This is a genomic window from Spirosoma pollinicola (assembly GCF_002831565.1).
In the GTDB taxonomy this organism is placed as follows: Bacteria; Bacteroidota; Bacteroidia; order Cytophagales; family Spirosomataceae; genus Spirosoma; species Spirosoma pollinicola.
In genome coordinates, this window is record NZ_CP025096.1 from 1,635,599 (window position 1) to 1,658,109 (window position 22,511).

At 46.8% G+C, this 22,511-nt stretch carries 23 protein-coding genes; 6 read left to right on the plus strand and 17 right to left on the minus strand.

Annotation, left to right across the window (positions count from 1 at the left end; genetic code table 11):
• Positions 1-239: 239 nt before the first annotated feature.
• On the minus strand, positions 240-680 hold the full coding sequence (locus CWM47_RS06925; protein WP_100987293.1) for a response regulator: 441 nt from the start codon (positions 678-680) through the stop codon (positions 240-242).
• Positions 681-891: 211 nt separating this feature from the next.
• Positions 892-1,860 (minus strand): helix-turn-helix transcriptional regulator, encoded by a 969-nt coding sequence (locus CWM47_RS06930; protein WP_100987294.1) that lies wholly within the window; start codon positions 1,858-1,860, stop codon positions 892-894.
• 87 nt (positions 1,861-1,947) lie between these two features.
• Between CWM47_RS06930 and CWM47_RS06935 the strand changes: the two genes are divergently transcribed.
• Together CWM47_RS06935 and CWM47_RS06940 are read left to right on the plus strand one after the other, a co-directional pair.
• Positions 1,948-2,262: a GNAT family N-acetyltransferase gene (locus tag CWM47_RS06935; protein ID WP_317046723.1), complete on the plus strand. Its 315-nt coding sequence runs from the start codon at positions 1,948-1,950 to the stop codon at positions 2,260-2,262.
• A 9-nt stretch (positions 2,263-2,271) separates the two neighbouring features.
• Positions 2,272-3,231: a polysaccharide deacetylase family protein gene (locus tag CWM47_RS06940; RefSeq protein ID WP_100987295.1), complete on the plus strand. Its 960-nt coding sequence runs from the start codon at positions 2,272-2,274 to the stop codon at positions 3,229-3,231.
• 62 nt (positions 3,232-3,293) lie between these two features.
• Here the strand turns inward: CWM47_RS06940 and CWM47_RS06945 are convergent, their stop codons facing one another.
• The 3 genes from CWM47_RS06945 to CWM47_RS06955 form a co-directional block, all read right to left on the minus strand.
• Positions 3,294-4,025, minus strand: a complete 732-nt coding sequence (locus CWM47_RS06945; RefSeq protein ID WP_100987296.1) for a potassium channel family protein — start codon at positions 4,023-4,025, stop codon at positions 3,294-3,296.
• Positions 4,022-4,732, minus strand: coding sequence for a hypothetical protein (locus tag CWM47_RS06950; RefSeq protein WP_100987297.1), 711 nt, complete (start codon positions 4,730-4,732; stop codon positions 4,022-4,024). The genes CWM47_RS06945 and CWM47_RS06950 overlap by 4 nt, the downstream gene beginning before the upstream one ends.
• A gap of 105 nt (positions 4,733-4,837) precedes the next feature.
• Complete coding sequence (locus CWM47_RS06955) at positions 4,838-5,518, minus strand: response regulator transcription factor (RefSeq protein ID WP_100987298.1); 681 nt, start codon at positions 5,516-5,518, stop codon at positions 4,838-4,840.
• A 248-nt stretch (positions 5,519-5,766) separates the two neighbouring features.
• Between CWM47_RS06955 and CWM47_RS06960 the strand changes: the two genes are divergently transcribed.
• Positions 5,767-7,089 carry a TolC family protein gene (locus tag CWM47_RS06960; RefSeq protein WP_100987299.1) on the plus strand — a complete coding sequence of 441 codons (1,323 nt, stop codon included), beginning with the start codon at positions 5,767-5,769 and terminating at the stop codon, positions 7,087-7,089.
• A gap of 56 nt (positions 7,090-7,145) precedes the next feature.
• Here the strand turns inward: CWM47_RS06960 and CWM47_RS06965 are convergent, their stop codons facing one another.
• From CWM47_RS06965 to rho, 3 genes are all read right to left on the minus strand, one after another.
• Positions 7,146-7,985, minus strand: a complete 840-nt coding sequence (locus tag CWM47_RS06965) for a ThuA domain-containing protein (protein ID WP_100987300.1) — start codon at positions 7,983-7,985, stop codon at positions 7,146-7,148.
• Between the two features lie 42 nt (positions 7,986-8,027).
• A complete protein-coding gene (locus CWM47_RS06970; RefSeq protein WP_100987301.1) occupies positions 8,028-8,909 on the minus strand; it encodes a sterol desaturase family protein in 882 nt (293 codons plus the stop codon).
• A gap of 133 nt (positions 8,910-9,042) precedes the next feature.
• Positions 9,043-11,325 carry a transcription termination factor Rho gene (gene rho / locus CWM47_RS06975; protein ID WP_100987302.1) on the minus strand — a complete coding sequence of 761 codons (2,283 nt, stop codon included), beginning with the start codon at positions 11,323-11,325 and terminating at the stop codon, positions 9,043-9,045.
• Positions 11,326-11,849: 524 nt separating this feature from the next.
• Between rho and CWM47_RS06980 the strand changes: the two genes are divergently transcribed.
• From CWM47_RS06980 to lptC, 3 genes are all read left to right on the plus strand, one after another.
• Positions 11,850-12,656 (plus strand): type III pantothenate kinase, encoded by an 807-nt coding sequence (locus tag CWM47_RS06980; RefSeq protein ID WP_240625740.1) that lies wholly within the window; start codon positions 11,850-11,852, stop codon positions 12,654-12,656.
• Positions 12,613-13,917 carry an outer membrane protein transport protein gene (locus CWM47_RS06985; protein ID WP_240625743.1) on the plus strand — a complete coding sequence of 435 codons (1,305 nt, stop codon included), beginning with the start codon at positions 12,613-12,615 and terminating at the stop codon, positions 13,915-13,917. The genes CWM47_RS06980 and CWM47_RS06985 overlap by 44 nt, the downstream gene beginning before the upstream one ends.
• A gap of 156 nt (positions 13,918-14,073) precedes the next feature.
• A complete protein-coding gene (gene lptC, locus CWM47_RS06990; RefSeq protein WP_100987304.1) occupies positions 14,074-14,667 on the plus strand; it encodes an LPS export ABC transporter periplasmic protein LptC in 594 nt (197 codons plus the stop codon).
• 101 nt (positions 14,668-14,768) lie between these two features.
• On the opposite strand, the gene CWM47_RS06995 is transcribed toward lptC, so the two are convergent.
• The 9 genes from CWM47_RS06995 to CWM47_RS07035 all read right to left on the minus strand — a co-directional run bounded on the left by CWM47_RS06995 (position 14,769) and on the right by CWM47_RS07035 (position 22,489).
• On the minus strand, positions 14,769-15,188 hold the full coding sequence (locus CWM47_RS06995; RefSeq protein WP_394342008.1) for a c-type cytochrome: 420 nt from the start codon (positions 15,186-15,188) through the stop codon (positions 14,769-14,771).
• Positions 15,188-15,883 carry an SCO family protein gene (locus tag CWM47_RS07000; RefSeq protein ID WP_240625745.1) on the minus strand — a complete coding sequence of 232 codons (696 nt, stop codon included), beginning with the start codon at positions 15,881-15,883 and terminating at the stop codon, positions 15,188-15,190. The genes CWM47_RS06995 and CWM47_RS07000 overlap by 1 nt, the downstream gene beginning before the upstream one ends.
• A complete protein-coding gene (locus tag CWM47_RS07005; protein WP_100987307.1) occupies positions 15,822-16,277 on the minus strand; it encodes a viral A-type inclusion protein in 456 nt (151 codons plus the stop codon). Before CWM47_RS07005 ends, CWM47_RS07000 begins: the two co-directional genes overlap by 62 nt.
• Before the next feature lie 65 nt (positions 16,278-16,342).
• On the minus strand, positions 16,343-18,016 hold the full coding sequence (recN, locus tag CWM47_RS07010) for a DNA repair protein RecN (RefSeq protein ID WP_100987308.1): 1,674 nt from the start codon (positions 18,014-18,016) through the stop codon (positions 16,343-16,345).
• 66 nt (positions 18,017-18,082) lie between these two features.
• A complete protein-coding gene (gene porD / locus CWM47_RS07015) occupies positions 18,083-18,988 on the minus strand; it encodes a type IX secretion system protein PorD (RefSeq protein WP_100987309.1) in 906 nt (301 codons plus the stop codon).
• A 27-nt stretch (positions 18,989-19,015) separates the two neighbouring features.
• Positions 19,016-20,248 (minus strand): bifunctional phosphopantothenoylcysteine decarboxylase/phosphopantothenate--cysteine ligase CoaBC, encoded by a 1,233-nt coding sequence (gene coaBC / locus CWM47_RS07020; RefSeq protein ID WP_100987310.1) that lies wholly within the window; start codon positions 20,246-20,248, stop codon positions 19,016-19,018.
• Positions 20,249-20,408: 160 nt separating this feature from the next.
• The gene (locus tag CWM47_RS07025; protein WP_100987311.1) at positions 20,409-20,723 is read right to left on the minus strand and encodes a DNA-directed RNA polymerase subunit omega; all 315 of its coding nucleotides are present in this window, start codon (positions 20,721-20,723) and stop codon (positions 20,409-20,411) included.
• 86 nt (positions 20,724-20,809) lie between these two features.
• Positions 20,810-21,709 carry an outer membrane protein assembly factor BamD gene (locus tag CWM47_RS07030; RefSeq protein ID WP_100987312.1) on the minus strand — a complete coding sequence of 300 codons (900 nt, stop codon included), beginning with the start codon at positions 21,707-21,709 and terminating at the stop codon, positions 20,810-20,812.
• Positions 21,710-21,832: 123 nt separating this feature from the next.
• Positions 21,833-22,489 carry a T9SS type A sorting domain-containing protein gene (locus tag CWM47_RS07035; protein WP_100987313.1) on the minus strand — a complete coding sequence of 219 codons (657 nt, stop codon included), beginning with the start codon at positions 22,487-22,489 and terminating at the stop codon, positions 21,833-21,835.
• Positions 22,490-22,511: the final 22 nt, after the last annotated feature.

Genomic DNA, 22,511 nt, shown 5'->3' on the forward strand with positions numbered 1-22,511 from the left:
CGCTACCCGATGGGAAGACAAACTAAATAAAATTTTACGACAACATGCCTCTCCGCAATTCTTTCACGGTATAGTTGGCAGTCCGGGCGGTGATGGCCATGAACGTGAGCGATGGATATTGTGTAGAGGTCATGCATGTGCCATTGCACTTCTGTGTTCACAGTGCCGCACAGCGGACCGTCTGTGTGGTAAAAAAAAATGCTCAGGTACTTATCTGAAAAATTCAGGGATATCTGGATTTACTCTTCTTTATAATGCCTGATATCCAATAACGTAACTGTTTCATACCAGTACGTTTTCAAATTAGCTAAATACTGCTTCCAGTCAGCATAGCTAAACGGTTTAGTCGTAAACGAAGAGGCTCCGTAGGTATATGCACGTTCAACCAGGGTGGGTGTTTTATTTGCCGATAGCATGACCACAGGTAATACACGCCCTTTGGGATGAGCCCGAAGCAGCGCCAGAAAGTCTAATCCATCAACTTTATCCTGCAAATCAATATCCAGCAAAACTATTTTTGGCCCTTTACCTTCCAGGTGCTCAATGTAATTTTTAGCTTCATCAAAACTGCTCACATGGATGAACGAGGCTTCTGGGAAACTACTTACAGAAGCCCGTTGTAAAACATCAGCAATTAATGGGTCGTCGTCTACTAGCAAAATCGGAAATTGCTGCGGCATAAGAGGTTTATAAGGCAGTTTTGAGGCTAAACTTACGATAGGAAAATGTATTTAGAGTAAAGCCCCGGTTAAAATAGTGCGTAAGAATGGATGGTAGTAGAAAAACTTAACCTGAAATTTCTACTATATCTTACTTGATTTTCCTAAGGTCGGGCCAGGTGTTGACAACTGTATGTCAGCAGAGATTACCGCCTGGCCATAAACAAGGCTGTCAGGGCAGCTCGTCAACGGCCTGTTCGGCGTAATGAGCCTGGATTTCTTCCACGAGTTCCAGTACCCGATTTCGGATCATATCGGGTTGTTCAACGGTTGCCGAGCGGCCATACATGAGCAACCAGCGGGCCAGGCCCTCCGCATAAGGCGTTTGAAAATGCATACGGACAGAATCACCTAAATCATCTTCATGCTGGAAACCGTAGGCGTGTTTTTGCTCCTGTAAATAGCGGGCTGTACTTTTATTAAAGACAACCGTTACGGCTACCGTTGGCATGTCGGTAGTACCCATTCTGTCCAGGTATTCCTGTAAGGTTAGTCGATTTCGACGCGAATAGGACTCTCCGGTATCGGTAAGCTGGCGAATACGATCAACGCGGAAATCGCGGTAGTCCTGGCGTTTACGGCAGAAAGCGATCAGATGCCAGCCCAGTCGATAGTGATACAAGCCAACTGGCTCTACTTCACGCTGGGTTTCGGCATCGTTGTACTGCGAATGATACTGAAGGGCAAGAACATGATGCCGGGCAATGGCCTGTTGAATATCATTGAGCAGATCGTTGGAATAGGGGGTTCGGTTAACGGGTTTGGCGACATCGATATGGGCATCAAGATCATCGAGGTGCTCCTGATCCGTGCGTTTGAGAACGGATTTTATTTTGTACAAGGCCGACTCAAATCTTGTCCGTACCGATTCATCGGCCCATTTTTCGATTAATTTTCCACCCAGCAACAACGCACTGGCTTCGGCGGTTGTGAACATAACGGGCGGCAGGTGGTAATCGGTAAGAAAATAGCCTACGCCTGCCTCGGCCCCAATTGGAACACCCGCTTCTTCAAGCGACCGGACATCGCGATAAACCGTTCGTAGGCTGATATGGAATCGGTCAGCCAGCTCCTGAGCGCGAACAACGCGCTTGGTTTGCAGATGAATCAGGATGGCAGTCAGGCGGTCAAGACGGTTCATAGCGGAGTTGAAGAGAAGTCGTTTGCAAATTACAGCCCATCGGTTGAACAAGCAGCCCTTTTTTTATGTAGAAGGACTAACAAACGTATGAAGAACATGAACGAAACGAACATCAAAAATAACACGCACCGGCATCAGTTCGAATTAGATACAGACGGTAAATTATCCATCGTTGTTTATCAAAAAGTAGACGATGAAACCCTGGCCCTTACACATACCGAAGTTGATCCCAGCCTCGAAGGACACGGTGTTGGGTCAAAACTGGTTGAGGGTGTATTGCAGTATATTGAGCAGCATGACCTTAAAATTGTACCGCTTTGCCCATTTGTCAGTGTCTATCTGAAACGTCATCCCGACTGGCAGCGGGTCGTGTCAACGGGGTATAATGCCAGCGATTTCTAAGTATTTAAAATGCCCCGTTTACTGATTACGTGTAGTCTATATTTTTGGGTTAGTGCCGGAGTATATGCCCAGTTAGCGGGTTACCGTGTCTTTTTTGGCATGACGAACCAGAAGCCACAACAGGTTATTCTCCGCCAATGGCATCAAAATAACCGATCCATTTACCTGGCTCTGAACCCGCAAACGCTCGAAACGACAGTAGAAAACATCCCGGCGAATCAGGTACAGATAATGGCGTGGTCGGATATTATGCGGCACGTAAACCAGACGCCCTATGGGCGGGCGTTGCAGGTTGAACAGCAGCGGGATACCCATTTGCAGGATGCCGGTATCGAACGCACCGACACCACCGAGCGGGGTTTCAGCCTGACAATAGACCTTTGCCCGTCAAGTAAGCCATTGATCAGGTCAGTATTTGAGGATTTGATAAAGGCCTTTGAGCCGGAAGAAAAGCCCATTCCGATAACCATCACCATTACGGGTTTGTGGATGCAGAACCACGCCCAGGATCTAGCTTATCTGAAAAGTCTCGTTAAGCGGGGTGATCTTGCTATAACGTGGGTCAACCATTCGTTTCATCACCGCTATAATCCGCAGTTATCGTTGCCCATAAATTTTATGCTCGAAGCCGGTACAAACCTCAACGACGAGGTTTTGCTGAACGAGCAGGCTATGCTTCAACGTGGCCTAACGCCCTCTATTTTCTTCCGGTTTCCGGGTCTGGTTTCTGATAAAGGGGTGTTCGACAGGATTCTTGCCTTTGGGTTGTTACCTATTGGCAGTGATGCCTGGTTAGCCAAAAATCAACAGCCTAAACAGGGAAGTCTGGTGTTGATTCATGCCAATGGCAATGAGCCGCTGGGCATTTCGGATTTCATCAGCCTGATTCAAAAAAAGTCGCAGTTCATTCGCAACAAAACTTGGCTTTTGTATGATCTGCCCACGAGTGTAACAAAGGAAAAGGACTGAATTTTATGTCAAGGGGATGGGAGCCGTGTCGTTCCTGTCTATAGTAAATGCGCAGCCGGGTGCTACAACTTCTTTTCCATGTCTTCAATTTTTTGCCGAAGCTGCCGCACCTCGCCAATCAGGATTTGCATATCGCTGTCTGATTGTTCCTGTTCATCGACAACGAAAAAATTAGCGACATATCCAGTAAATGTGCCAAACAGGCCCACCCCGGCAACCATCAATACGGCAGCAATGAGTCGACCGGCGGTTGTTATGGGGAAACGATCCCCATACCCAACGGTGGTGATGGTCACGAACGCCCACCAGAGTGCATCCGATGGGGTTTTGATATTGGCTTCCGGCACACGCTCGACGTAGAGAATGGCAATGGCACCAAAAATCATGAGTAGTACAGAACTGAGCAAAACAACTGCCAGCGTACCGTTGGCCCTATCACGGAAGAGATAATGGATAAAGTCGCGGATCGATCGAAACGACCGAACCATCCGTAAAATTCGAAATACCCGGACTAATTGCCCAAGCCTGAACCAGTCTAAAGCGGGAATACTAGCCAGTAGATCAATCCAGCCCCAACGCAAAAACTCCCACTTGTTGGGAGCCTGATAAAGTCTTAGAAAAAAGTCGTATAAAAAATAGAAGCAGATGCCCGTATCAATCTGGTCGAGCAACTGCCGACTCTGTTCATTCATGGGTACTAATTCCCGAATCAGTAAGGCTATGACAACATAAACAGACATCACCAGCATAATAAGCTGATGTAGTGTAAGTTTTGGCGGGGTAGTTGAGTTCATTTTTTATCCGACGACTGAGGTTGTGGCGGGTGTAGTGGCGAAATTTTATCACCAGTTTTTACCCATCGCCAGATGTCGGTGAGTAGTGCCGGGTAAATCGATATACCAATACTGTAGTAACTCCCGTTGAAATTCTGGTCAATATCGGTCTGAAAAATGGAAATACGGTAACCCACCTGCGCTGTGAGGCCTGCCCAGCGTGACGCTTTCCACTGGGCATAGCCTCCCACCTGCAAGGGCACAAAAAAACTTTTACGCGTGCGATCAATGGGGTTGTTTTGGGTTAGATTGAGTGGAAGTGCATAAGCTACCCCTCCGCCCAGTTCGGCCGGAAAGCTGACCATCCATCGTTTGTTGTTAATTAGATTCCACCAGTATTGTGTGCTCACAAACCACAAATCGGTGCGGGTATAATAATTGAGGTTAATGCGCCGGGCTGCATCGCGTCGCCAGTCAATCAGGTGCAAATACGTTGCGTAATTAATCCAGTAATAGCCTATGGTAAGCTGGTGACGCCTGGGACCAAACTCAATCCCGGCATTTATACCCCAAACATTCACATGCTGTTTTTCCAGAAACGAATCCCGGAAGTCAAGGTTAAAGGCAGGTCGAATGTGAAACCGGACAGGACGAGTGGTATCGGCCGGAGCAAGTGAATCGGGCCGGACGGTAAGAAGCGAAAGCGAAAGCAGGTAAACAGCAAGCATGATGTTTAACTAACCTAAAATCCGCTAAGAGGTTAGAAAAGAGATATATGATGTATAATTTTACACTACATCATACGGCGTACATACTATATCATACATCGTCGCCTATGTTCCTGAGCGGAGTAAATATCCCACGCCCATAGCTGTATGAATCAGTTTTTGATCGAAATCACGGTCAATTTTCTTTCGTAAAAAGTTTATGTAAACCTCTACTTTGTTCGTACTGCTAATCGGTGTATTATCCCACACTTTTTCGAGAATCTGCGCTTTCGTAACAACCCGTCCGGCATTTTTAATTAAAAATTCGAGCAGTTGAAATTCACGCGCGGTCAATTTAATGCGTTGGTTGGCGCGGTAAGCTACTTTTTCGGCAACATTGAGTTCGAGGTTATCGATGCTTAGAATCGAGGGCGCGTTGAAGCCGCCTGTGCGTCGGCGATGCAGGGCATAAATACGGGCCAGCAACTCGTCTGAATCGCACGGTCTGGCCATATAGTCGTCTGCGCCAGCATAGAGCCCTTTGGCTTTATCGGCCGAATCACCAAAATCAGACAGCAGTAAAACGGGTGTTGAGTCGTTCTCCTGCCGCAATCGACGAATGATATCCAGCCCATTCATGCGAAGTAAATTCGTATCGAGCACAATTAAATCGAAGCGGGCATGTAAGCCCATGGCAAGTCCGGTATACCCATCGGCTGCTACTTCGAGCGTATACTGACGTTCAGCTAGTATTCGGTAGAGAAAGTCGAGATAATCCGGATCGCTTTGAACAAGAAGAATTTTCATTCGCCGATATGCAGTTTATTGGAATGCTACGACAAAGGTGCCGGGGCGACCTTAAAGGGCTTTTAAATAAGCATTAAAACTTCTTTAAAATTTCATTGAAAATATGATTAGTACCATCCTGACGTATTTGGATAGGCAAGATTAAATTTTTTAAGAATTAATTAATAGGGCTTTAACCACACCTTAACAACCAGATTGCTATTTGCTGCCGAAATAAGACGGCCTTAATTCCGTGCAGTATTTTCTCTATGAATTGGTTTCGCCCACTACAAAAATCTATTCTTTTGCTGCTTATAGGGTGGCTTGTTACCGCGTCCTCCTTACTGGCTCAACAACCGACGACGGTACCCGATACGATCCGGCAAAGCCTTCCGCAACTGGAACAACAGTTCGTTGAACGCAACTTTCAGCTACTGGCTCAGCGCTATCAACTAGATATTGCCGATGCCGCCATCACGCAGGCTGGGTTGCGCCCAAATCCTAACCTGTGGTTTCAGGGGAATCTATATAACCCGAATACAAAGAGGGTTTTGCCCTTCGGGCGACCATCACAAGCCGATATGAACGCGGGTGTGTACAATAGCGGCTATTATGCGGTGCAGTTGCAGCAGGTAATTTTGCTGGCTGGTAAGCGGAGTAAACTGGTTGCGCTGGCCGAAAGTAATAAGTCACTGACCCGGCTGGCGTTTCGCGATATTATGCGGACGCTTCATTACCAGCTCTATACTACCTATGCCAACTTGTATTACGATATACAGGCACTTCGGTTGTTTGATGAGGAGCTGGGTCGGCAGCAGCGGCTGGTCGAATCGTACCGAATCGCGCTTCGGTCGGGCGGGGTAGCCCCCTATGAGATTACCCGGCTTGAGGTCGCCATCCGGGATCTGCAGGCCAATAGCGCCAATTACCGAACTCAAATTGCCGACGATCAGGCAACGCTTCGGGTGCTGTTACGCCAGCCTGCCGGAACGTTCATTTTGCCAACCGAATTACCACCGCTGAAAACGACACTCCCGGCCCTGGCAACCGCGCTGGATTCTGCCCAAACCAACCGCCCCGATATTGGGCTTTCGCAGGAACAGATCAATAATGCCCAGCGTAATGTGGCGTTGGAAAAATCCCGACGGACACCCGATTTAACGACGGGCGTGTTATTTGAGAAGTATGGAAATGCCTACAATAATTTCACCGGTTTTCAACTGGCTATGGATTTGCCGGTTCGAAATCGAAATCAAGGCGCTATCCGGTCGGCGGAGACGACGCTGAAAAGCGTGACGGGCGGACTTGAAAACCAGCAGGTTGTTGTGCAGAGTGATGTGTTGAATGCCTACGACAAACTGAACACCTACTATGAGCAGTATAATGATCGGCCAGAGGGGTACGTGGATCGTATCCAGAATATTTCCGTCGAAGCGACCAAAGCCTATAACGCCCGCACCATTGGACTACTGGATTATCTGGACAAAATCAGGACATATCAGCAGGCACAACTGAACAATATCAACCTGATGAATAATCTGTTCAATACCCAGCAGTTAGTAAACTTCACGACCAATACCCGCTTCTTTTAGCGTAAGAAGTAGGTTTTCAGTGGTGGCAGGTTTTAGAACCTGTCACCACTGAAAACCTACTTCTTGCCGCTTCCTAACCACAAAAGACTATCGAGGATGAGTTTATTCTGCGTTTTGTTGTTGAAAGTAAACGACAGCTCTTTATCGGTTTTGTTCTCGTAATCAATGTCATTATGCCCCATGTTGGCATAAATCATTCTATACTTTTTATTAGTCCAGACAACGGGATAATAGCCACTATGCCATATTTCGTGCGCTTTAGGTCCCGTGCCAAGCGGAAAGCTTGTTGAGTCAATTGACAATAGAATTTTTATGTTTGGGTTAGTCCGCAAATCGTAGCTCCAGCGATACCACTCATTCGGGGCCGATTTAAACGTTTTGGGTAGATGCTTCGTAGCCGGATGTGTTCGATCTTCGACACGTAGAATTGCCGACGTTGGTCGCCAGGTATTGCTGGCATATGAGCCGGAACCTAAAAACTCGTTGTGATACCATTCCCAATTTTGAGGATATGCAGACGGTGTAAGAGCGAATCCGGCAAAGTGAAACCCCATCCAGGCACCTCCATTTTCCATGTATTTCTGGAAAGCTGCGCGTTGGTCGGGTGCATCTGGCCGGGTATCCAGGAAAAGAACAACCTGATAATGTGATAAAAACTCGCTGTTGAGTTTAGTCCAATCGCTTGTTGAATCGTAAGTGAAGTTATTCGCTACTGCCTGTTGAGCGAACCATCTATTGGCTTCATGCACAAAACTGATGTGCGCTTTGTCGTTCTTCGCCGTGTAAAAAGCAATTACCTTAAATGATGATGGCTTACTGTACAATGAACTGATTGAGCCGAAAAAAAACAGGAAACAGAGTATAAAGAGAACACCCTTCTTTGTAAAAAGAAACATAACTTAATGATTAAGCGAGTCTAAAACTACGCTAAAATGGTATCAAACAGGCTCTACAACGGTATCCTGTTTTTCCCGTAGTTGCTTGGTGGTTTTCCGGGAACCATCGTGACTCCAGCCCGGCGGGCCAAATATATAGCCTAATGCTGCTCGCACTGATGGGGCGCGACGAATGTCCTGCCCAATTGAAACCCATTCGTGAAAGGCAATGCGTACGGGATTGTGTGAATTGATATTGGTCGTGAGCCCGTAGGTAGGCCGCTCTTTTTCCAGTGTAAACGTGCCGAACATTCGGTCCCAAATGATAAGGATACCGGCATGGTTGGTATCTAAATAAGCAAGGTCGGAGCCATGATGCACCCTGTGATGGGATGGGGTGTTGAAAATGTATTCGATAGGCGCAGGAAACTTATTGATGTGTTCGGTATGAATCCAGAACTGATATAACAAGCTGATTGACTGCATGGTCATAACCGCCACCGGCGAAAATCCGATAAGTGGTAACCAAAGCCAGAATATGAAACCACCCGAAATGTTGCCCGTCCAGGTCTGGCGAAGTGCCGTGCCCAGATTATACTTCATGGAGGAGTGATGGACAACATGCGAGGCCCAGAAATACCGGCTGCTGTGGCTAATCCGGTGAAACCAGTAGTAGCTGAAGTCGTCGGCAAAAAACAGGATCGCCCAAGCCCACCACTGCGTCATATCAATCGTGAACAGCCTGAATTGATAGACAAGTGAAAGTGCACCGAATACAATAGCCTTGCCCACAAATCCGACAATGACATTGCCGATACCCATACTCAGGCTGCTCACCGTGTCTTTGGTATCGTAATAATCTTTGTGTTGGATGGCGGTCACGATCACTTCGGCAACCAGCAGAAGGATAAAACCGGGAATGGCATATTGAATTAGATCACGCATAATATTTCTGTCTATTATGCAAGTTACTATCTTTTAAACACAGAGCGCACAGCGTTTGGCGGAGAACACACAGATTTTATTTCTGTGTGTTCTCCGCCAAACGCTGTGCGCTCTGTGTTTAAAAAAACTAAATCTATCGGTTCATTGAGATCAGAAACTCCTCATTGCTCCGGGTTCCTTTCATGTGCCCAAGCAGGAAGTCCATGCTTTCCATAGGATTCATGTCGGCCATGTGTTTCCGCAGAATCCAGACACGTTGCAGGGTTTCTTTGTCTAACAACAAATCTTCCCGACGCGTACCGGAGGCCATAACGTCAATAGCCGGATACACACGTTTGTTGGCCAGTTTGCGGTCGAGCTGAAGTTCCATGTTACCCGTACCTTTGAATTCTTCGAAGATAACCTCGTCCATTTTGGAACCGGTATCAATCAGCGCCGTAGCGATGATTGTTAACGAACCGCCGTTTTCTACATTACGGGCCGCACCGAAGAAACGCTTCGGCCGGTGCAGGGCATTCGCATCCACACCACCCGACAGAATCTTACCTGATGAAGGAACAACCGTGTTGTAAGCCCGAGCCAAACGCGTAATTGAATCCAGCAGAATTACGACATCGTGTCCGCATTCGACCATTCGTTTCGCTTTTTCGAGCACCATACTCGACACTTTTACGTGACGATCTGCCTGTTCATCAAACGTTGACGAAATGACCTCAGCGTTCACACTGCGGGCCATATCTGTTACCTCTTCAGGGCGTTCGTCGATCAGCAACACAATCAGATACACCTCCGGGTGGTTCTTGGTAATAGCGTTGGCAATTTCCTTAAGCAGTACCGTTTTACCCGTTTTGGGCTGGGCGACGATCATGCCACGCTGGCCTTTACCAATAGGGGCAAACAAGTCCAGTACCCGCGACGAATAGTTGTCGGGACGGTTGCTCAAATGAAGTTGTTCTTCCGGGAAAAGAGGAGTGAGGTATTCAAATGGAATCCGATCCCGTATTTCTTCCGTTGTTTTACCGTTAACCGTCGAAACCCGCAGCAAGGCGAAGTATTTCTCGCCTTCTTTGGGTGGACGAATAGCACCGCGTACCGTATCGCCGGTTTTCAGACCAAATAATTTAATCTGCGAAGGCGACACATAAATATCGTCGGGGCTGGCTAAGTAGTTATAGTCGGCTGAGCGCAGGAAGCCATACCCACCATCCTGCATAATTTCCAGAACACCTTCATTGTCGATGATGCCATCGAACTCGCGGATGTGTTGGTTATACTGACGGCGAATACGATTCTGGTACTCCTGCGCTTCACGCGATGCCTGTGTCTGTGGTGGTTGCGCCGGTTGTTCAGGTTGGCCGGATTCCGACTGGGGTTGCTGCTGCTGGCCTTCCTGCGTTTCGGTAGATGTCTCCGATGGTTCGACTGTCGTAGCCGAATCTGCCGTTGCAGGCTGGCCCGTCGTTCGCATGTTGGCCGCGTTGTCTTCCGTTACAACGGTTGGCGTCATGAATTCCTCGTCGGCCTGACCACCGTAGTTCAAGCCCGTTTCATCGGTAACAACCCGTTGTGTACGAGGCCGTTGGTCACGTCGTTGGTTAGAATCACGCGATCCCTCAGTACGGTCGCGATTGGCGTCAAAACGGGGACGTTGATCGCGTGGTCCCTGTGAAGTTCCGTCTGGACGTGGATTTCGTTGCTGATTTAAATCCGGACGACCGTTTCGATCATTACGCGGATTATTGGTTCGGAAGTTACGATCGTTTGGTGTTGAGTTACCATCACCATCGTTGCGGTTCCGAACAGGTTGTCCAAACGGGCTATTACGCTGATTTGGATTTGGTGTACGTTCGCGGTTTTCGCGGGGCAGACGCGGGGCCTGCGAATCCGTTTGTGGTGTTTCACTAGCAGTCTCAACGGGCGCATTTTCGTTACTTACGGGCTCGGCTATCGGTTCGGCGACAGGTGTAGTGCTTTCGGCTACTGGCGCAACCGGGCTGCTATCGGCAACAACGGCTGGTTCAGTAGCAGTAGTCGGTTGAGCGACCACCTCCCGACCACGGCGGGCACGCTGAACCGGCTTGGCCGCTTCTGGTGCTTCGGTTTCGGTATATGTAGGGGTACTAGGGGCACTCTCAACAGGCTCAACAGGCTGGCTGGCTACGCTATCGGCTGCCTGAGCTTGGGCCTCATCCGTAACTGGTGCAGGAACCGCTTTAGTGCGTTTACCACGTCGGGGGGCTTCCTCAGCAGGAGCGGCCTCTTCGGGAGCCGGACCTGGGCGTTCGGATTCCTGTTTTATGATTTCGTAAACGAGTTTTTCTTTCGTGAATTTGCTGATATTACGAATGCCAAATTGCTCGGCAATGGGGTGAAGCTCCGAGAGAAGCTTCATGTCTAATTCTTCTTTCTTTAACATAAAGGTCAGGTTAGCAATAAACCTTAAAAGGACCGCCTAAGCGGTAAGAATGAAAGTTGGGAGTTGTTGAATGAACGTAATGTCCGTTTTGACGGGCAAACTGGCTGACTTATAGAGGCCTATATACGTGAGGAACTGACTTGTTTGATCAAATTAACCTCAACAGATTCAAATAATTACGTGATAAAAAATCAAAAATATAAATTGGGATGATTTGCTTAATCCAAACACAACCGCCTGGTGGGGCCAGACGCGGAGGTTGTTAAAACGTTTGGAAAACGGAGGTCTGCCGTAGCTATGAGTTGCTGCTTTGGTAGAGGCACTACTTGCCGACCATATTGATGGTGACAAAGGTAGTATTTTGTTCCGGTTTTATCAACATAACGTTACGGAGAGATAAATGTTTCCAAGCAGTAGATTTTATTCTAAATCAATAAAAATTTATAGTGCCGTTAAAAATCGTTAAAACAACGAAGAATGACAAATTTTGTACTCAGAAACAACGTTGACTTTATCAAACGCGGATGAGAGAAAATAGTTACCCTGCCAATCCTGCACCGGTAATGAACCTGGTTATTGATTGGGGAAATTCAAGCTTAAAAACGGGTTGGTTTTTAGGTTCGGAACTTGTTGAAGTGGGTAAGTATGAGTCGCCCCAGTCGTTACTAACTGATTTTGCCCGTCGACAACCAGCGCAGGTATTGATTTCCTCTACGAGCCGTCCGGGTAGTGATATTCGGGAAGAGTTAGCAGAGGTAAGTGCCAATTTCTTGGTGCTGGATGGTCAAACGCCTGTACCCATACGTAAGGCATACGATACGCCCGCTACACTTGGTGCCGACAGGGTGGCGGCTGCGGTAGGTGCTACAACGCTTTTTCCGGATCAGGATTGTCTGATTCTCGATCTGGGTACTTGCCTGACCGCCGACCTTGTTGATCGGGAGACCGTATTTCAGGGAGGTCTGATCTCACCGGGAGTACGGATGCGGTTTCGGGCTATGCATGAGCAAACAGCCCGGCTGCCGTTGATTGCGAATTTTGCCGATCTGGAGCAAGACTGGCCTGTACTTACGGCTAAGAATACAAAACAGGCAATGCTGAGTGGTGTGCTGAATGGATTGGCATTTGAAATGAATGGCATTATCGAAAACTATCGCCGGGAACGGCCCGGGATCGTGGTATTGCTATGCGGGGGTGATGCATCTTCCTTTGAAAGTCGTCTTAAACCCCCGATATTTGTGGTTCCTGAATTAGTGCTGATTGGACTGAATCGAATTTTAAGCTATAATGTTGAGAATTTACAAGCGAATACGCCAGACGTTAACGCATAGTTTGCTGGCTGTTGCCGCGACATCGCCGATGGTATTGGCGCAGGGATTGGGCAATTCACCCTATTCAGCGCAGGGCGTCGGAGAGTTATATAGCCCCGGAAATATTACCAATATGGGTATGGGCGATGTAGGTATCAGTAACAGTAACCCTTTCTATCTGAACTTGCAAAATCCCGCTCTGCTGGCTCGCCGAACACGGTTTACTGTATTTGAGGTAGGGCTGGTTGGGCAATCGAAAACCATTAGTCAGAACATAAGTAATGATCTGAAGAGCCAGAGCAATTTTGCCGGTAACCTGGGGTATCTGGCTTTGTCTTTTCCGGCCAATTCGCGTTGGAACATTTCATTGAGCCTGAAGCCTTACACCTACGTAAATTATAATATTCAGCGAGTTGAAGCTGTACCCGGCACGCCCTATTACGCAGAATATAACTATACGGGTAAGGGCGGATTGAATAAGGCTACGTTTGCCAATGGTTTTCGGGTAACCAAAAATATTTACCTAGGTGCAGAAGCTTCCTTTCTATTCGGAAATATCACGAACTCGTCCGATGCAAGAGCTATTGTCAGCACAAGTGATATTCGTGTAACGCACCTGAACAGAGCTAACTATAGCGATATTGTTGCGAAAGTGGGTGCTGCCTGGCGGCCGAAACTAAATGACACATGGACACTCAATTTCGGGGCGACTTATGACCCTAAAATTCGCATAAAGGCTACCCAGACGGATATTTATCAGAAAACGTCTTTATCTGGTCAAGCCATTGCAACGCCAGATACGCTACGACTTAATTCAAATGCCCAGGCAACCTTGCCTCAGCAAATGCACTTTGGTGCCAGTATCGAACGAGGCAACACCCTTTTGTTTGGCGTTGATGTAGGTTTTCAAAAATGGAGTGAGTATCGCACCGCCGATAATAAAGCCGGTAACCTGGTCGATGCCATGACCGCGGCCGCCGGGCTTGAATATACGCCTAAGCCAACATCGAACCGGTATCGGGATCTTATTACCTATAGGGCTGGTTTTCAGTACAATAACCTGCCGTATGTAGCCGCTAATGGGGTACAGTTGAGGGATATTAATGGTAGCCTGGGTATATCGGTTCCGTTAGGGGCGTACTATGTTAACCACGTAACGCTCTCGATTGCAGCCGGTCAACGGGGTGTATTGAGTGGCACACAAATTAAAGAGCAGTACGTGCGCTTTGGGCTTGGTTTCTCGTTGAATGACTTGTGGTTCCGGAAATCGGTAATTGATTAATAACTCGAATGATCGTTGCGAGCTAGCGCTTTTCTCGCCAATGTTCACCAATAACGGGCAGATGTACGCAGCAATTTATTTGTGCGTACATCTGCTTTTTCTGTGAGCATCGATGAGAAATTTTGTTTAGTAACCAGCTTATCATTACCTACTTAAATGAAAAAAGAAGACTTTATTAAATGCCGTAAAAGAACAACCTGGTTAAGAACTGGCTTCTATTCTTCATTCATCATTCTAAATTTATCATTTCTTCTACTGGCCTGTGAAGAGAAAAAACAGGTTAAGAATGTAAATCCCTACTCGGGGCCCATTGAGGAAATCAATGATGTAAAGTTGTTTTATAGCGAAGCGGCTAAACTGAAAGTCAAGCTAATTACGGCTAAACAGTTTCGATATCTGAACGATAATCGACGCTATCCTAAACCCGTCAATATTTCTTTTTACAGCCCAACAGGGGAGGAGATAACCACCATTCGGTCTGACTCTGGCCGCTATGATAAAGCCAAAGATCTTTATACGGTGATGGGCAATGTTGTTGTGATCAATAAGCAAAAGCAGGAGAAGCTGCTCACGCCCGAGTTAAACTGGAAGCCGACTACAAAAAAGGTATTCACTGACAAACGTGTAACCGTTCTTAGCCAGCTAACGGGCGAGAAACTCTATGGTATTGGCCTGGATGCGAATCAGGATTTTTCGCAATATTCTATTCGTAAGCCTACCGGCGTCTTTAATGTTGAGGGCGGGATTTAGGTAAAATGAATAATGGATAATGTACAATGAATAGGGGCATTATTCATTGTACATTATCCATTATTCATTTTACCCTGTCTATTTACTCGCCAAGGTATAGTTTACCTTTTGCATTCGTTTAAAACGGGCGTAACCTCTTTAACACCAGTTAATTTAGTTTCGTTGCCCCACTGGTTATACATATAGGTAATTACTTCGGCTATTTCCAGATCGCTTAACTGCGGCTGGCCGGGCATAGGTCGGTTGTAAGGCTTGCCATTCACAACGATTGGCCCGCTCTGGCCGTATCGGATTAAGCAGATTACGCTCTTCTTATTGGCTAAATAATCAGATCCTGCAATTGGGGGATAAAGGGCTGCCAGGCCTTCACCCTTATTCTGGTGGCAGTTAGCACAGTTGTTCTTAAAAACCAGAATGCCTTCTGTAATGTACTTCTGCCGCTTTATCTCTTCATCGGTCTGGCAGGATACAAAGCTAATCAAGGCAAATAGGAAACAGGAAATTCCCGTCAGGCGTATCATCATAATTTGTACTCGGCCAGAAGCCGGTCAATATCATTCATTAATTTGTCGACACCCGCTTCAGTGGTGCCATCGTAAATGCCGCGAATATGCTTTGCCTTGTCGACCAGAATAAACGCACCGCTATGCACAACGCCCCCCGGCGCTGTTGAATCAGCCTGAGCCGTGACCATGTAGCTATTCTGGCCAATGTCATAAATTTTATCGCGGTCGCCCGTTACGAACAGCCACTGACGGCCCGTAACGCCAAGATTTTGCGCAAATTCTTTTAACACGGCTACCGAATCGTGAGCAGGGTCGATGGTATGCGAAAGCATCATTACGTCCGGGTTGCCCTTGAAACGCTCATAAACCCGTTTCAACTGCACCTTCATTTTGGGGCAAATAGTCGGGCAACTGGTGAAGAAAAAATCGGCTACGTAGATTTTGTTGTCGAGCGTTTTTGCTGTGACCGTGTCACCATATTGACTAACAAACTTAAAATCAGGTATGGATTGGTAGACAGAATCAGTGACCGTTTTACCATCAACCGTTTTTGTAACGGCTTCCCGTTGGCCTAGTATGGGAAGCTTACCACTGGAAGCGTTGCAACCTGATAAAATGGCAACCGTGGTAATTAAGAATAAGAAGGCATTATTTTTTGCCCAAAAACTGGCGAGCCTGTTCAATGCTGGAATTAACTTTTGTTTTGACATCGGTAATTTGGTCTTTTTGCCCATTTAAATAACGAAGGGCTTCGTCTGACGAGAGTTTAGCGAGCGTGTCGCCATTGTAGCGGCTCATCCAGTCCATCATGAGGCTATCGGCAACGTCCAGATTACGGTGTAGCCGATTGGCTTGTTCCTTTTCTTCATCGGTGCGTAGAGTGACTGCGGCAGAACCACTCGCTTTCAAACTGTCGAGCGAGGTGATGCGTTGCTTCAGCCCCTTCCGTAGTTTCATAATGTCATCAATCTTTGGCATTACCTCATCATGAATGGCAAAGACCTCATTTTCTGTTTCTTTCACCGTTTCCTCGCCTGAGTTACAAGCCCAGAAAGTTCCGGAAATGAGGAATAGTCCGGCAATCGAAAATATACATTTACGCATAGAAAAATAAGTAGTTTAGGTGAGCTAAGAAATGGAATGTATGGTGGTTGTGTAACCACCATACATCATTTGACGGTCGAAGCTGCCCGTTGTCTCAGGATTTCGCGGGCATTCTTTAATGCACTTGGTGATGGATTTTTACCTCCAATCATTTGCGCAATTTCGTTGACTCGTTCGTCAAGGGTTAATTTTTTCATACGGCTAACCGTTTTAGCCGCTGAATGATCTTTGTAGACAAAGTAATGTGCTGTTCCCTGACCGGCTATCTGATGAAGGTGCGTGATGGCAATAATCTGGTGACTATGCGCCATGTCGCGCATCATGTTGCCCATTTTAATAGCAATCTCGCCCGATACGCCCGCGTCAATTTCGTCGAAGACAATGGTCGGTAATGATCGTTTGCTGGCAAGTATATATTTTATAGCCATCATCAGGCGCGAAAACTCACCACCCGATGCTACATTCTTGAGTTGTTGCGGCTTTACACCTTTGTTGGCACTAAACAAAAACGAAATCGTATCAACGCCCGATGCGGTTGGCTTACCTGTCTCGGCATTAATCTTCAGCGATGCGTTTGGCATACCAAGATCATTGAGCAAGTGGCCAATTTCGGCTTCGATGGGTTGCAACACCTGTTTGCGCGAAGATGACAAGGCATCGGCACTGGTTTGAAGTTGCGCACGGGCTGCATCGGCCTGTGCTCTGGCATCGGTCAGGGCGTCGTCCAGGTTTAGCACTTTGCTCACCTTCTGACCAAGTTCGTCCCGGAGCTCAATAAGCGCGGCCACGTTTTTTGCCTGGTGTTTGGTTTGCAGTTGATAGATCAGGTTAAGTCGCTCCCGAATGGTTTCAGCGCGTGTATCGTCAATCTCGACACGATCCTGCTCAAGGCTGATTTCGTCGGCTAAATCACGCAATTCGATCAGGCTGCTTTGAGCCCGTTGTTGTAGTTGCTCGTACTGGTCCGACAGTTTGCTTATGTACGCCAAATTGCTGACCGTACCTTTCAAAAAGTCAATAACAGACTGTTCGGTATTGTCTAAATACTCGTAGGCAACTTGTAAGCGCTCCTTAATATCTTCGGCATTTTCGAGAATTGTCAACTCTTGCTCAAGTGATTCCTGCTCGTCGGGTACCAATTGGGCTTTGACTAATTCCTCATAGAGGAAATTGTTGTAGTCGAACTCTTTACGCATGGCCGAAGCTTCGGTCTGTAACTGATCCAGATGAGCCTTTTTTGCCCGATAGGTTTGATAGTCAGATCGATAATGGCGAAGGAACCCTTCGTTTTGAGCGTATGTGTCGACAATTTCCAACTGGTATTCATTTGATCCAAGCAAAACCGAATCGTGTTGCGAGTGGATATCCATCATCTCGCTGGTAATGCGTCGAAGCGTTTCCAGATTGACGGGTGTGTCGTTGACAAACGCGCGGGATTTACCGCTCACGCTAATTTCACGACGAACAATGCAGATATCAGAATAATCCAGTTCTTCTTCTTCAAAAATTTGTTCGATACGGTAACCAGATACCCCAAATGTACCTTCTATAATACATTTCTGTTCGGGGTTGTACAAAACGCGCGTGTCGGCCCGATTGCCCAGAAGCAACCCGATGGCCCCTAATATAATTGACTTCCCTGCGCCAGTTTCGCCCGTTACAATGTTGAGTTCACGGTCGGGCGATAGCTCGAGTTCGTCAATTAGCGCATAGTTTTTTATGAGTAAATGCGAAAGCAAAATCAGTGATAGTTAGCAGTACACAGGTAACAGCGAATAAAGACAAAATTACTCACAGATACCGGCTTACTGTATTAATTTCCGGTAGTTTTCGGTTTTGGCCGGATCTAAAAATGAAAGTAGGTCAAACGCCTGTTTCCGTTCGGCGGCTGTCCCTTCAAAGAGGATATTGAATAACTCCTGCGACTTGGCGTCGAAGAATGAGTTGATCAATACTGAGTTTGGCTGTTGCTGACCAATGGTGCGGATAGTTGTCAGAAAATTAAGCGTTTGCTTACGGGCTTGCACGGGGTTGCCTGCAAAAACATCCAATCCCAGCCGATGGTAGGTATATAAACCTTCCCGAAAGGGGGTCAACTGTTGGTTTTGCATGTTCTCGATAAGCCAGAACCGGTTTCGTCTGTCTCCCCCATTTTGCCAGGCACCGTTGGGCGATCCCTGTTGCGCCAGATTCGTGATGTTATAAGCGCGTAACACATAAGGATTGCCCCCCTGCTTGCTGAAGGTGTCATAGTCAGCGGCAAGAATCACATTGGCATAAAATGCCAGCAGGGAAGTAAGATCGTCTGTAAACTGATTTTCCCGGTAATAAACGGGCGTTGTTGGCAGGTAAACAAAGTTAAAAGCCCGGTCAACGAAGCTAAAGGTCGTCGTTTCGTAATTGGTACCATAAACGGGTCTCGACACCGTAATCTGAGCTGTTGCCTCGAAGGCTCCCTGCGTCAGGGATTTGAGCAGGTTAATACTGATCGAACAGTTAATACGTTCGGCCATGCTAAACTGGTCGTTACTCCAGCGTCTGTTATTCATAAACTCGGTAATAACACCCTTGAGCTGATTTACGTAGGAGAAATCAGTTTTCTGCTGCGCAAATAACTGATCGGAGTTAACGGTCACCTGGCAATTCAACTCCTGAGCCTGCACTGAGCCAATCAGCAAACTTAAGAGCAGAAATATTCGGATTGCTTTCATTATACGGACCTTATTTGTTACGCTCAATTAAAGCGACTTTATAACTAAACTCACCAAATCCTGTGCCACTTCGTCTTTTGATTTAAGGGCAAATTCATAGGTTTGTTCTTCTTTATCAATAACGGTAATCTTGTTGGTGTCGTGCCCAAAACCGGCTCCTGAATCACGAAGTGAATTTAACACAATCCAGTCTAAGTTTTTAGCGTAAAGTTTCTTAAGGGCATTCTCCCGTTCATTATCCGTTTCCAGGGCAAAGCCCATCATCAGCTGACCGGGCTGTTTCTGAGCACCCAGCGTAGCGGCAATGTCGGTCGTTTTGGTCAACTCCAGCGAAAAGGAAGTTTCTTTCTTTTTTATTTTTCGATCAGCCGGGTGAGCGGGGGTGTAATCGGCCACGGCGGCACTCAATACAATGATATCGGCGTTGGCAAAGGCTTCCTGCGTAGCCCCGAACATTTCCTGTGCTGTGCGAACATTGATGCGGGTAACAGCGGGAGCGGGTAGGGGCAAAGCGGTTGGCCCACTTACCAATGTAACGTTGGCACCCGCCTGTACAAAGGCTCTGGCAATGGCGTATCCCATTTTCCCTGTAGAGTGATTGCTTATATATCGAACCGGATCAATAGGCTCCTGAGTTGGTCCCGCTGTTATCAAAACGCGTTTTCCCGACAGAGCCTGAACCGCTTCAGTTGATTCTTGCTTTGCCCAAAAATCATAGAGAGTTTGCAAAATAGTTTCCGGCTCGGCCAGTCGGCCCTCGCCAATTAAACCACTGGCCAGTTCACCGTGTTCGGCCCGGATAATATGATTGCCAAACGAGTTGAGCCGACGCAGGTTTTCGACTGTTGACGGATGCTGGTACATGTCGACATCCATAGCCGGGGCAAAGAAAACTGGGCAACGTGCCGACAGATAAACGGCTGCCAGTAAGTCGCTACAAAGGCCTGCTGCGCAACGTGCCAGCGTGTGTGCAGACGCAGGTGCAATCACAAAAGCATCGGCCCACAAACCAAGCTCAACGTGGTTGTTCCAACTTCCATCGCCAGACCGATCACTGTTGGTATTGACAAACGTAGAAAGTACGGGTCGTTTTGATAGAGTCGCCAGCGTAAGGGGCGTAATAAACTGTTGAGCCGATTCGGTCATAACAACCTGCACGTCGGCACCGGCCTTTACCAAAAGCCGAACCAGTAAGGCTGATTTATAGGCCGAGATACTGCCCGTAACTCCCAGTAGAATTCGTTTGCCCTCTATTGACATTGGTTGTCAGTTAATGAGTAAAACAGCGGAGTAAGTTATTGGTAAAATAAATGGTTGACCACTCCACTAATAGACTACTTCACCAATAACTAATTCACAAAAACACCAATGACCGCACGGTGCTCTACCGTGCGGTCATTGAAAAGCTATGCAGTTTGGCTTACTGCTGAGCGTCTTCTTCGTTATAACGCCAGTAGACCTTACCTTCCAGAAATTCATCAATTGCAATAGACGTTGGTTTTGGCATCCGTTCGTAGAACTTCGAAATTTCGATTTGTTCACGGTTTTCAAAAACTTCTTCGAGGTTGTCAACGGCCGAAACGAATTCCGATAATTTGTTGCTTAATTCCTCTTTGTTTTTTGTGGCAATCTGACGGGCACGTTTCGAGATAATCGAAACCGATTCGTACAGATTTCCGGTTTGAATCGCAATCTTGTCGCTATTGCGGGTGATGATCGATGGATTTGTTGCCATAATGGTTGGTTCTCTGTAATTGGTTATGGTTTTCGATTGGCAGTTGCTTAAGTTACTCAATCGAAAATGGTAGACCGTAAACTGGTTTAATTGGATGCCGTCACCTTTGCCGGACGATTGGCATCTTTTAATCGTGCTTTTTCTTTTTCGCGTTCCTGTTCCAGTTTGTCCAGACGGTCAATTTCTTTCTGACTGGTTTCAAACATCTTTTCCGACTGCTTCAGAAATGCGCTGTTCGGGTACTTGTCTACAAACGCCTGATGATAACTGATCGCTTCCTGATAACGTTCCTTTTGCTTGGTTTCCAAACTGTTCTGAGCCAGACTGAATTCGGCATCAACTTTTAGATACGCTAACTCTTCATTGTATTGAGAATCAGGAAACTCTCTCTGAAAATTATTGATCGCAATAACCGATGATTTATAAGAAGCAATGTTAAAGCCACTGGTTTTATAATACAGCTTAGCTTTTTCGTAGGCTTTGCGCTCCAACTTTCCGCGTAATTCAAGAATCAACTTAGTCGATTCTTCTTTATACTTACTATCGGGATACGCATTAATGAAATCCTGAAGAGCCGATGTTGCCGTTAGTGTATTTGACTGATCCAGATTAAAGGACGGAGTATCTTTATACAGCGAGTAGGCGTACATATACATGGCTTCCTGTGCGTAATCTGACCGGGCAAATGTCTCGTAGAATTTCTTGAACAGGGTAGCACTGAGCAAATACTGTTGCTGTTGGTACTGCGTATAGGCATAATAGAACTGAGCCATTTCCGACTCTGTACTGCCTTTCAAAACCGGGATTAACTCTTCAAAAAGTAGGCCCGCTTTATACCATTCGCCCTTTTTATAATATTCGACGGCACCTTTATACTTCGCGTCATCGCTCCCACTTTTCTGCAATTTTGAAAACGGGCTACATGAGCTAAGCAAAAACGCTACCCAAATCCCCAACAGAACCTTACCTATAAGACGGTGTTGCATATGTTTGCAAAGATACAAAAAAAATAAAGGCTACACCGTTAAAACGACGATGTAGCCCGTATAGTACCGAAAATGATAGTCCAGTTAACCTGTTTATAGTATTTTAACAAAAAGAGTCGGCTCTTACTGATGACGAACAAGTAACCGTTTTGTCGCTACTTTTTTGCCATCGACCGTTAATTGGTAGAGGTAATAACCAGTATCCAGCAAACGGGTTCCAATTCGAACTTTGGTTGCATTTCGTTCGAGTTCATACTCCGAAACGGGGGCACCCAACACATTTAATAATACCAATTTTGCGTCACCTGCGCCGGTAAACTGATAGTCTATTTCGGCAACGTCGTCGGCAGGGTTTGGATATGCATTAGACACCCATAATTTTTCGTTCGTGAAGAGTCTATTTTCCGTTTTTCCTTCCTGAGCAGAAGCCGTAGGGCGAGGAGCGCTTTCGACTGCCTGGGCATTATCAGTTGCTGATGCATGGCTAGCAACTTTAGTGCCCGAACGAGTCATTAACAGAGACCGATAATGCTCATTGATCGCGCTATTTTTATGCAAAGCCATTGACCGATCAAGACCAGACAACGTTGGACTTGGCGCGATAGCAAAACGCTGATTCGGCAAGCCAGCAGTTGATGTTTTTTGTGCTGATGAGCTACGACCCAATTCGAGTCGACTTCCTTTTCGCGCATCCGAATCTCGCTGGGCGACTTGCGCCTGAAGCGGGATCGTTGCCGTAAGCAAGCCCATCAATACACCAATAAGTATAGTTTGTTTCATGTAAGTCTACTTCATGTACACA

Excerpts from the sequence above, each read along its gene's own strand:
- CWM47_RS07000 (WP_240625745.1), bottom strand. The coding sequence starts at position 15,883 with ATGTCAAAACAAAAGTTAATTCCAGCATTGAACAGGCTCGCCAGTTTT.
- CWM47_RS06935 (WP_317046723.1), top strand. The coding sequence starts at position 1,948 with ATGAAGAACATGAACGAAACGAACATCAAAAATAACACGCACCGGCAT.
- CWM47_RS07005 (WP_100987307.1), bottom strand. The coding sequence starts at position 16,277 with ATGCGTAAATGTATATTTTCGATTGCCGGACTATTCCTCATTTCCGGA.
- CWM47_RS06945 (WP_100987296.1), bottom strand. The coding sequence starts at position 4,025 with ATGAACTCAACTACCCCGCCAAAACTTACACTACATCAGCTTATTATG.
- CWM47_RS06940 (WP_100987295.1), top strand. The coding sequence starts at position 2,272 with ATGCCCCGTTTACTGATTACGTGTAGTCTATATTTTTGGGTTAGTGCC.
- CWM47_RS06960 (WP_100987299.1), top strand. The coding sequence starts at position 5,767 with ATGAATTGGTTTCGCCCACTACAAAAATCTATTCTTTTGCTGCTTATA.
- CWM47_RS06970 (WP_100987301.1), bottom strand. The coding sequence starts at position 8,909 with ATGCGTGATCTAATTCAATATGCCATTCCCGGTTTTATCCTTCTGCTG.
- CWM47_RS06955 (WP_100987298.1), bottom strand. The coding sequence starts at position 5,518 with ATGAAAATTCTTCTTGTTCAAAGCGATCCGGATTATCTCGACTTTCTC.
- CWM47_RS07025 (WP_100987311.1), bottom strand. The coding sequence starts at position 20,723 with ATGGCAACAAATCCATCGATCATCACCCGCAATAGCGACAAGATTGCG.
- CWM47_RS06965 (WP_100987300.1), bottom strand. The coding sequence starts at position 7,985 with ATGTTTCTTTTTACAAAGAAGGGTGTTCTCTTTATACTCTGTTTCCTG.
- CWM47_RS06950 (WP_100987297.1), bottom strand. The coding sequence starts at position 4,732 with ATGCTTGCTGTTTACCTGCTTTCGCTTTCGCTTCTTACCGTCCGGCCC.
- CWM47_RS07030 (WP_100987312.1), bottom strand. The coding sequence starts at position 21,709 with ATGCAACACCGTCTTATAGGTAAGGTTCTGTTGGGGATTTGGGTAGCG.
- CWM47_RS06925 (WP_100987293.1), bottom strand. The coding sequence starts at position 680 with ATGCCGCAGCAATTTCCGATTTTGCTAGTAGACGACGACCCATTAATT.
- CWM47_RS06980 (WP_240625740.1), top strand. The coding sequence starts at position 11,850 with ATGAGAGAAAATAGTTACCCTGCCAATCCTGCACCGGTAATGAACCTG.
- CWM47_RS06985 (WP_240625743.1), top strand. The coding sequence starts at position 12,613 with ATGTTGAGAATTTACAAGCGAATACGCCAGACGTTAACGCATAGTTTG.
- lptC (WP_100987304.1), top strand. The coding sequence starts at position 14,074 with ATGAAAAAAGAAGACTTTATTAAATGCCGTAAAAGAACAACCTGGTTA.
- porD (WP_100987309.1), bottom strand. The coding sequence starts at position 18,988 with ATGAAAGCAATCCGAATATTTCTGCTCTTAAGTTTGCTGATTGGCTCA.
- CWM47_RS06995 (WP_394342008.1), bottom strand. The coding sequence starts at position 15,188 with ATGATACGCCTGACGGGAATTTCCTGTTTCCTATTTGCCTTGATTAGC.
- CWM47_RS06930 (WP_100987294.1), bottom strand. The coding sequence starts at position 1,860 with ATGAACCGTCTTGACCGCCTGACTGCCATCCTGATTCATCTGCAAACC.
- coaBC (WP_100987310.1), bottom strand. The coding sequence starts at position 20,248 with ATGTCAATAGAGGGCAAACGAATTCTACTGGGAGTTACGGGCAGTATC.
- rho (WP_100987302.1), bottom strand. The coding sequence starts at position 11,325 with ATGTTAAAGAAAGAAGAATTAGACATGAAGCTTCTCTCGGAGCTTCAC.
- CWM47_RS07035 (WP_100987313.1), bottom strand. The coding sequence starts at position 22,489 with ATGAAACAAACTATACTTATTGGTGTATTGATGGGCTTGCTTACGGCA.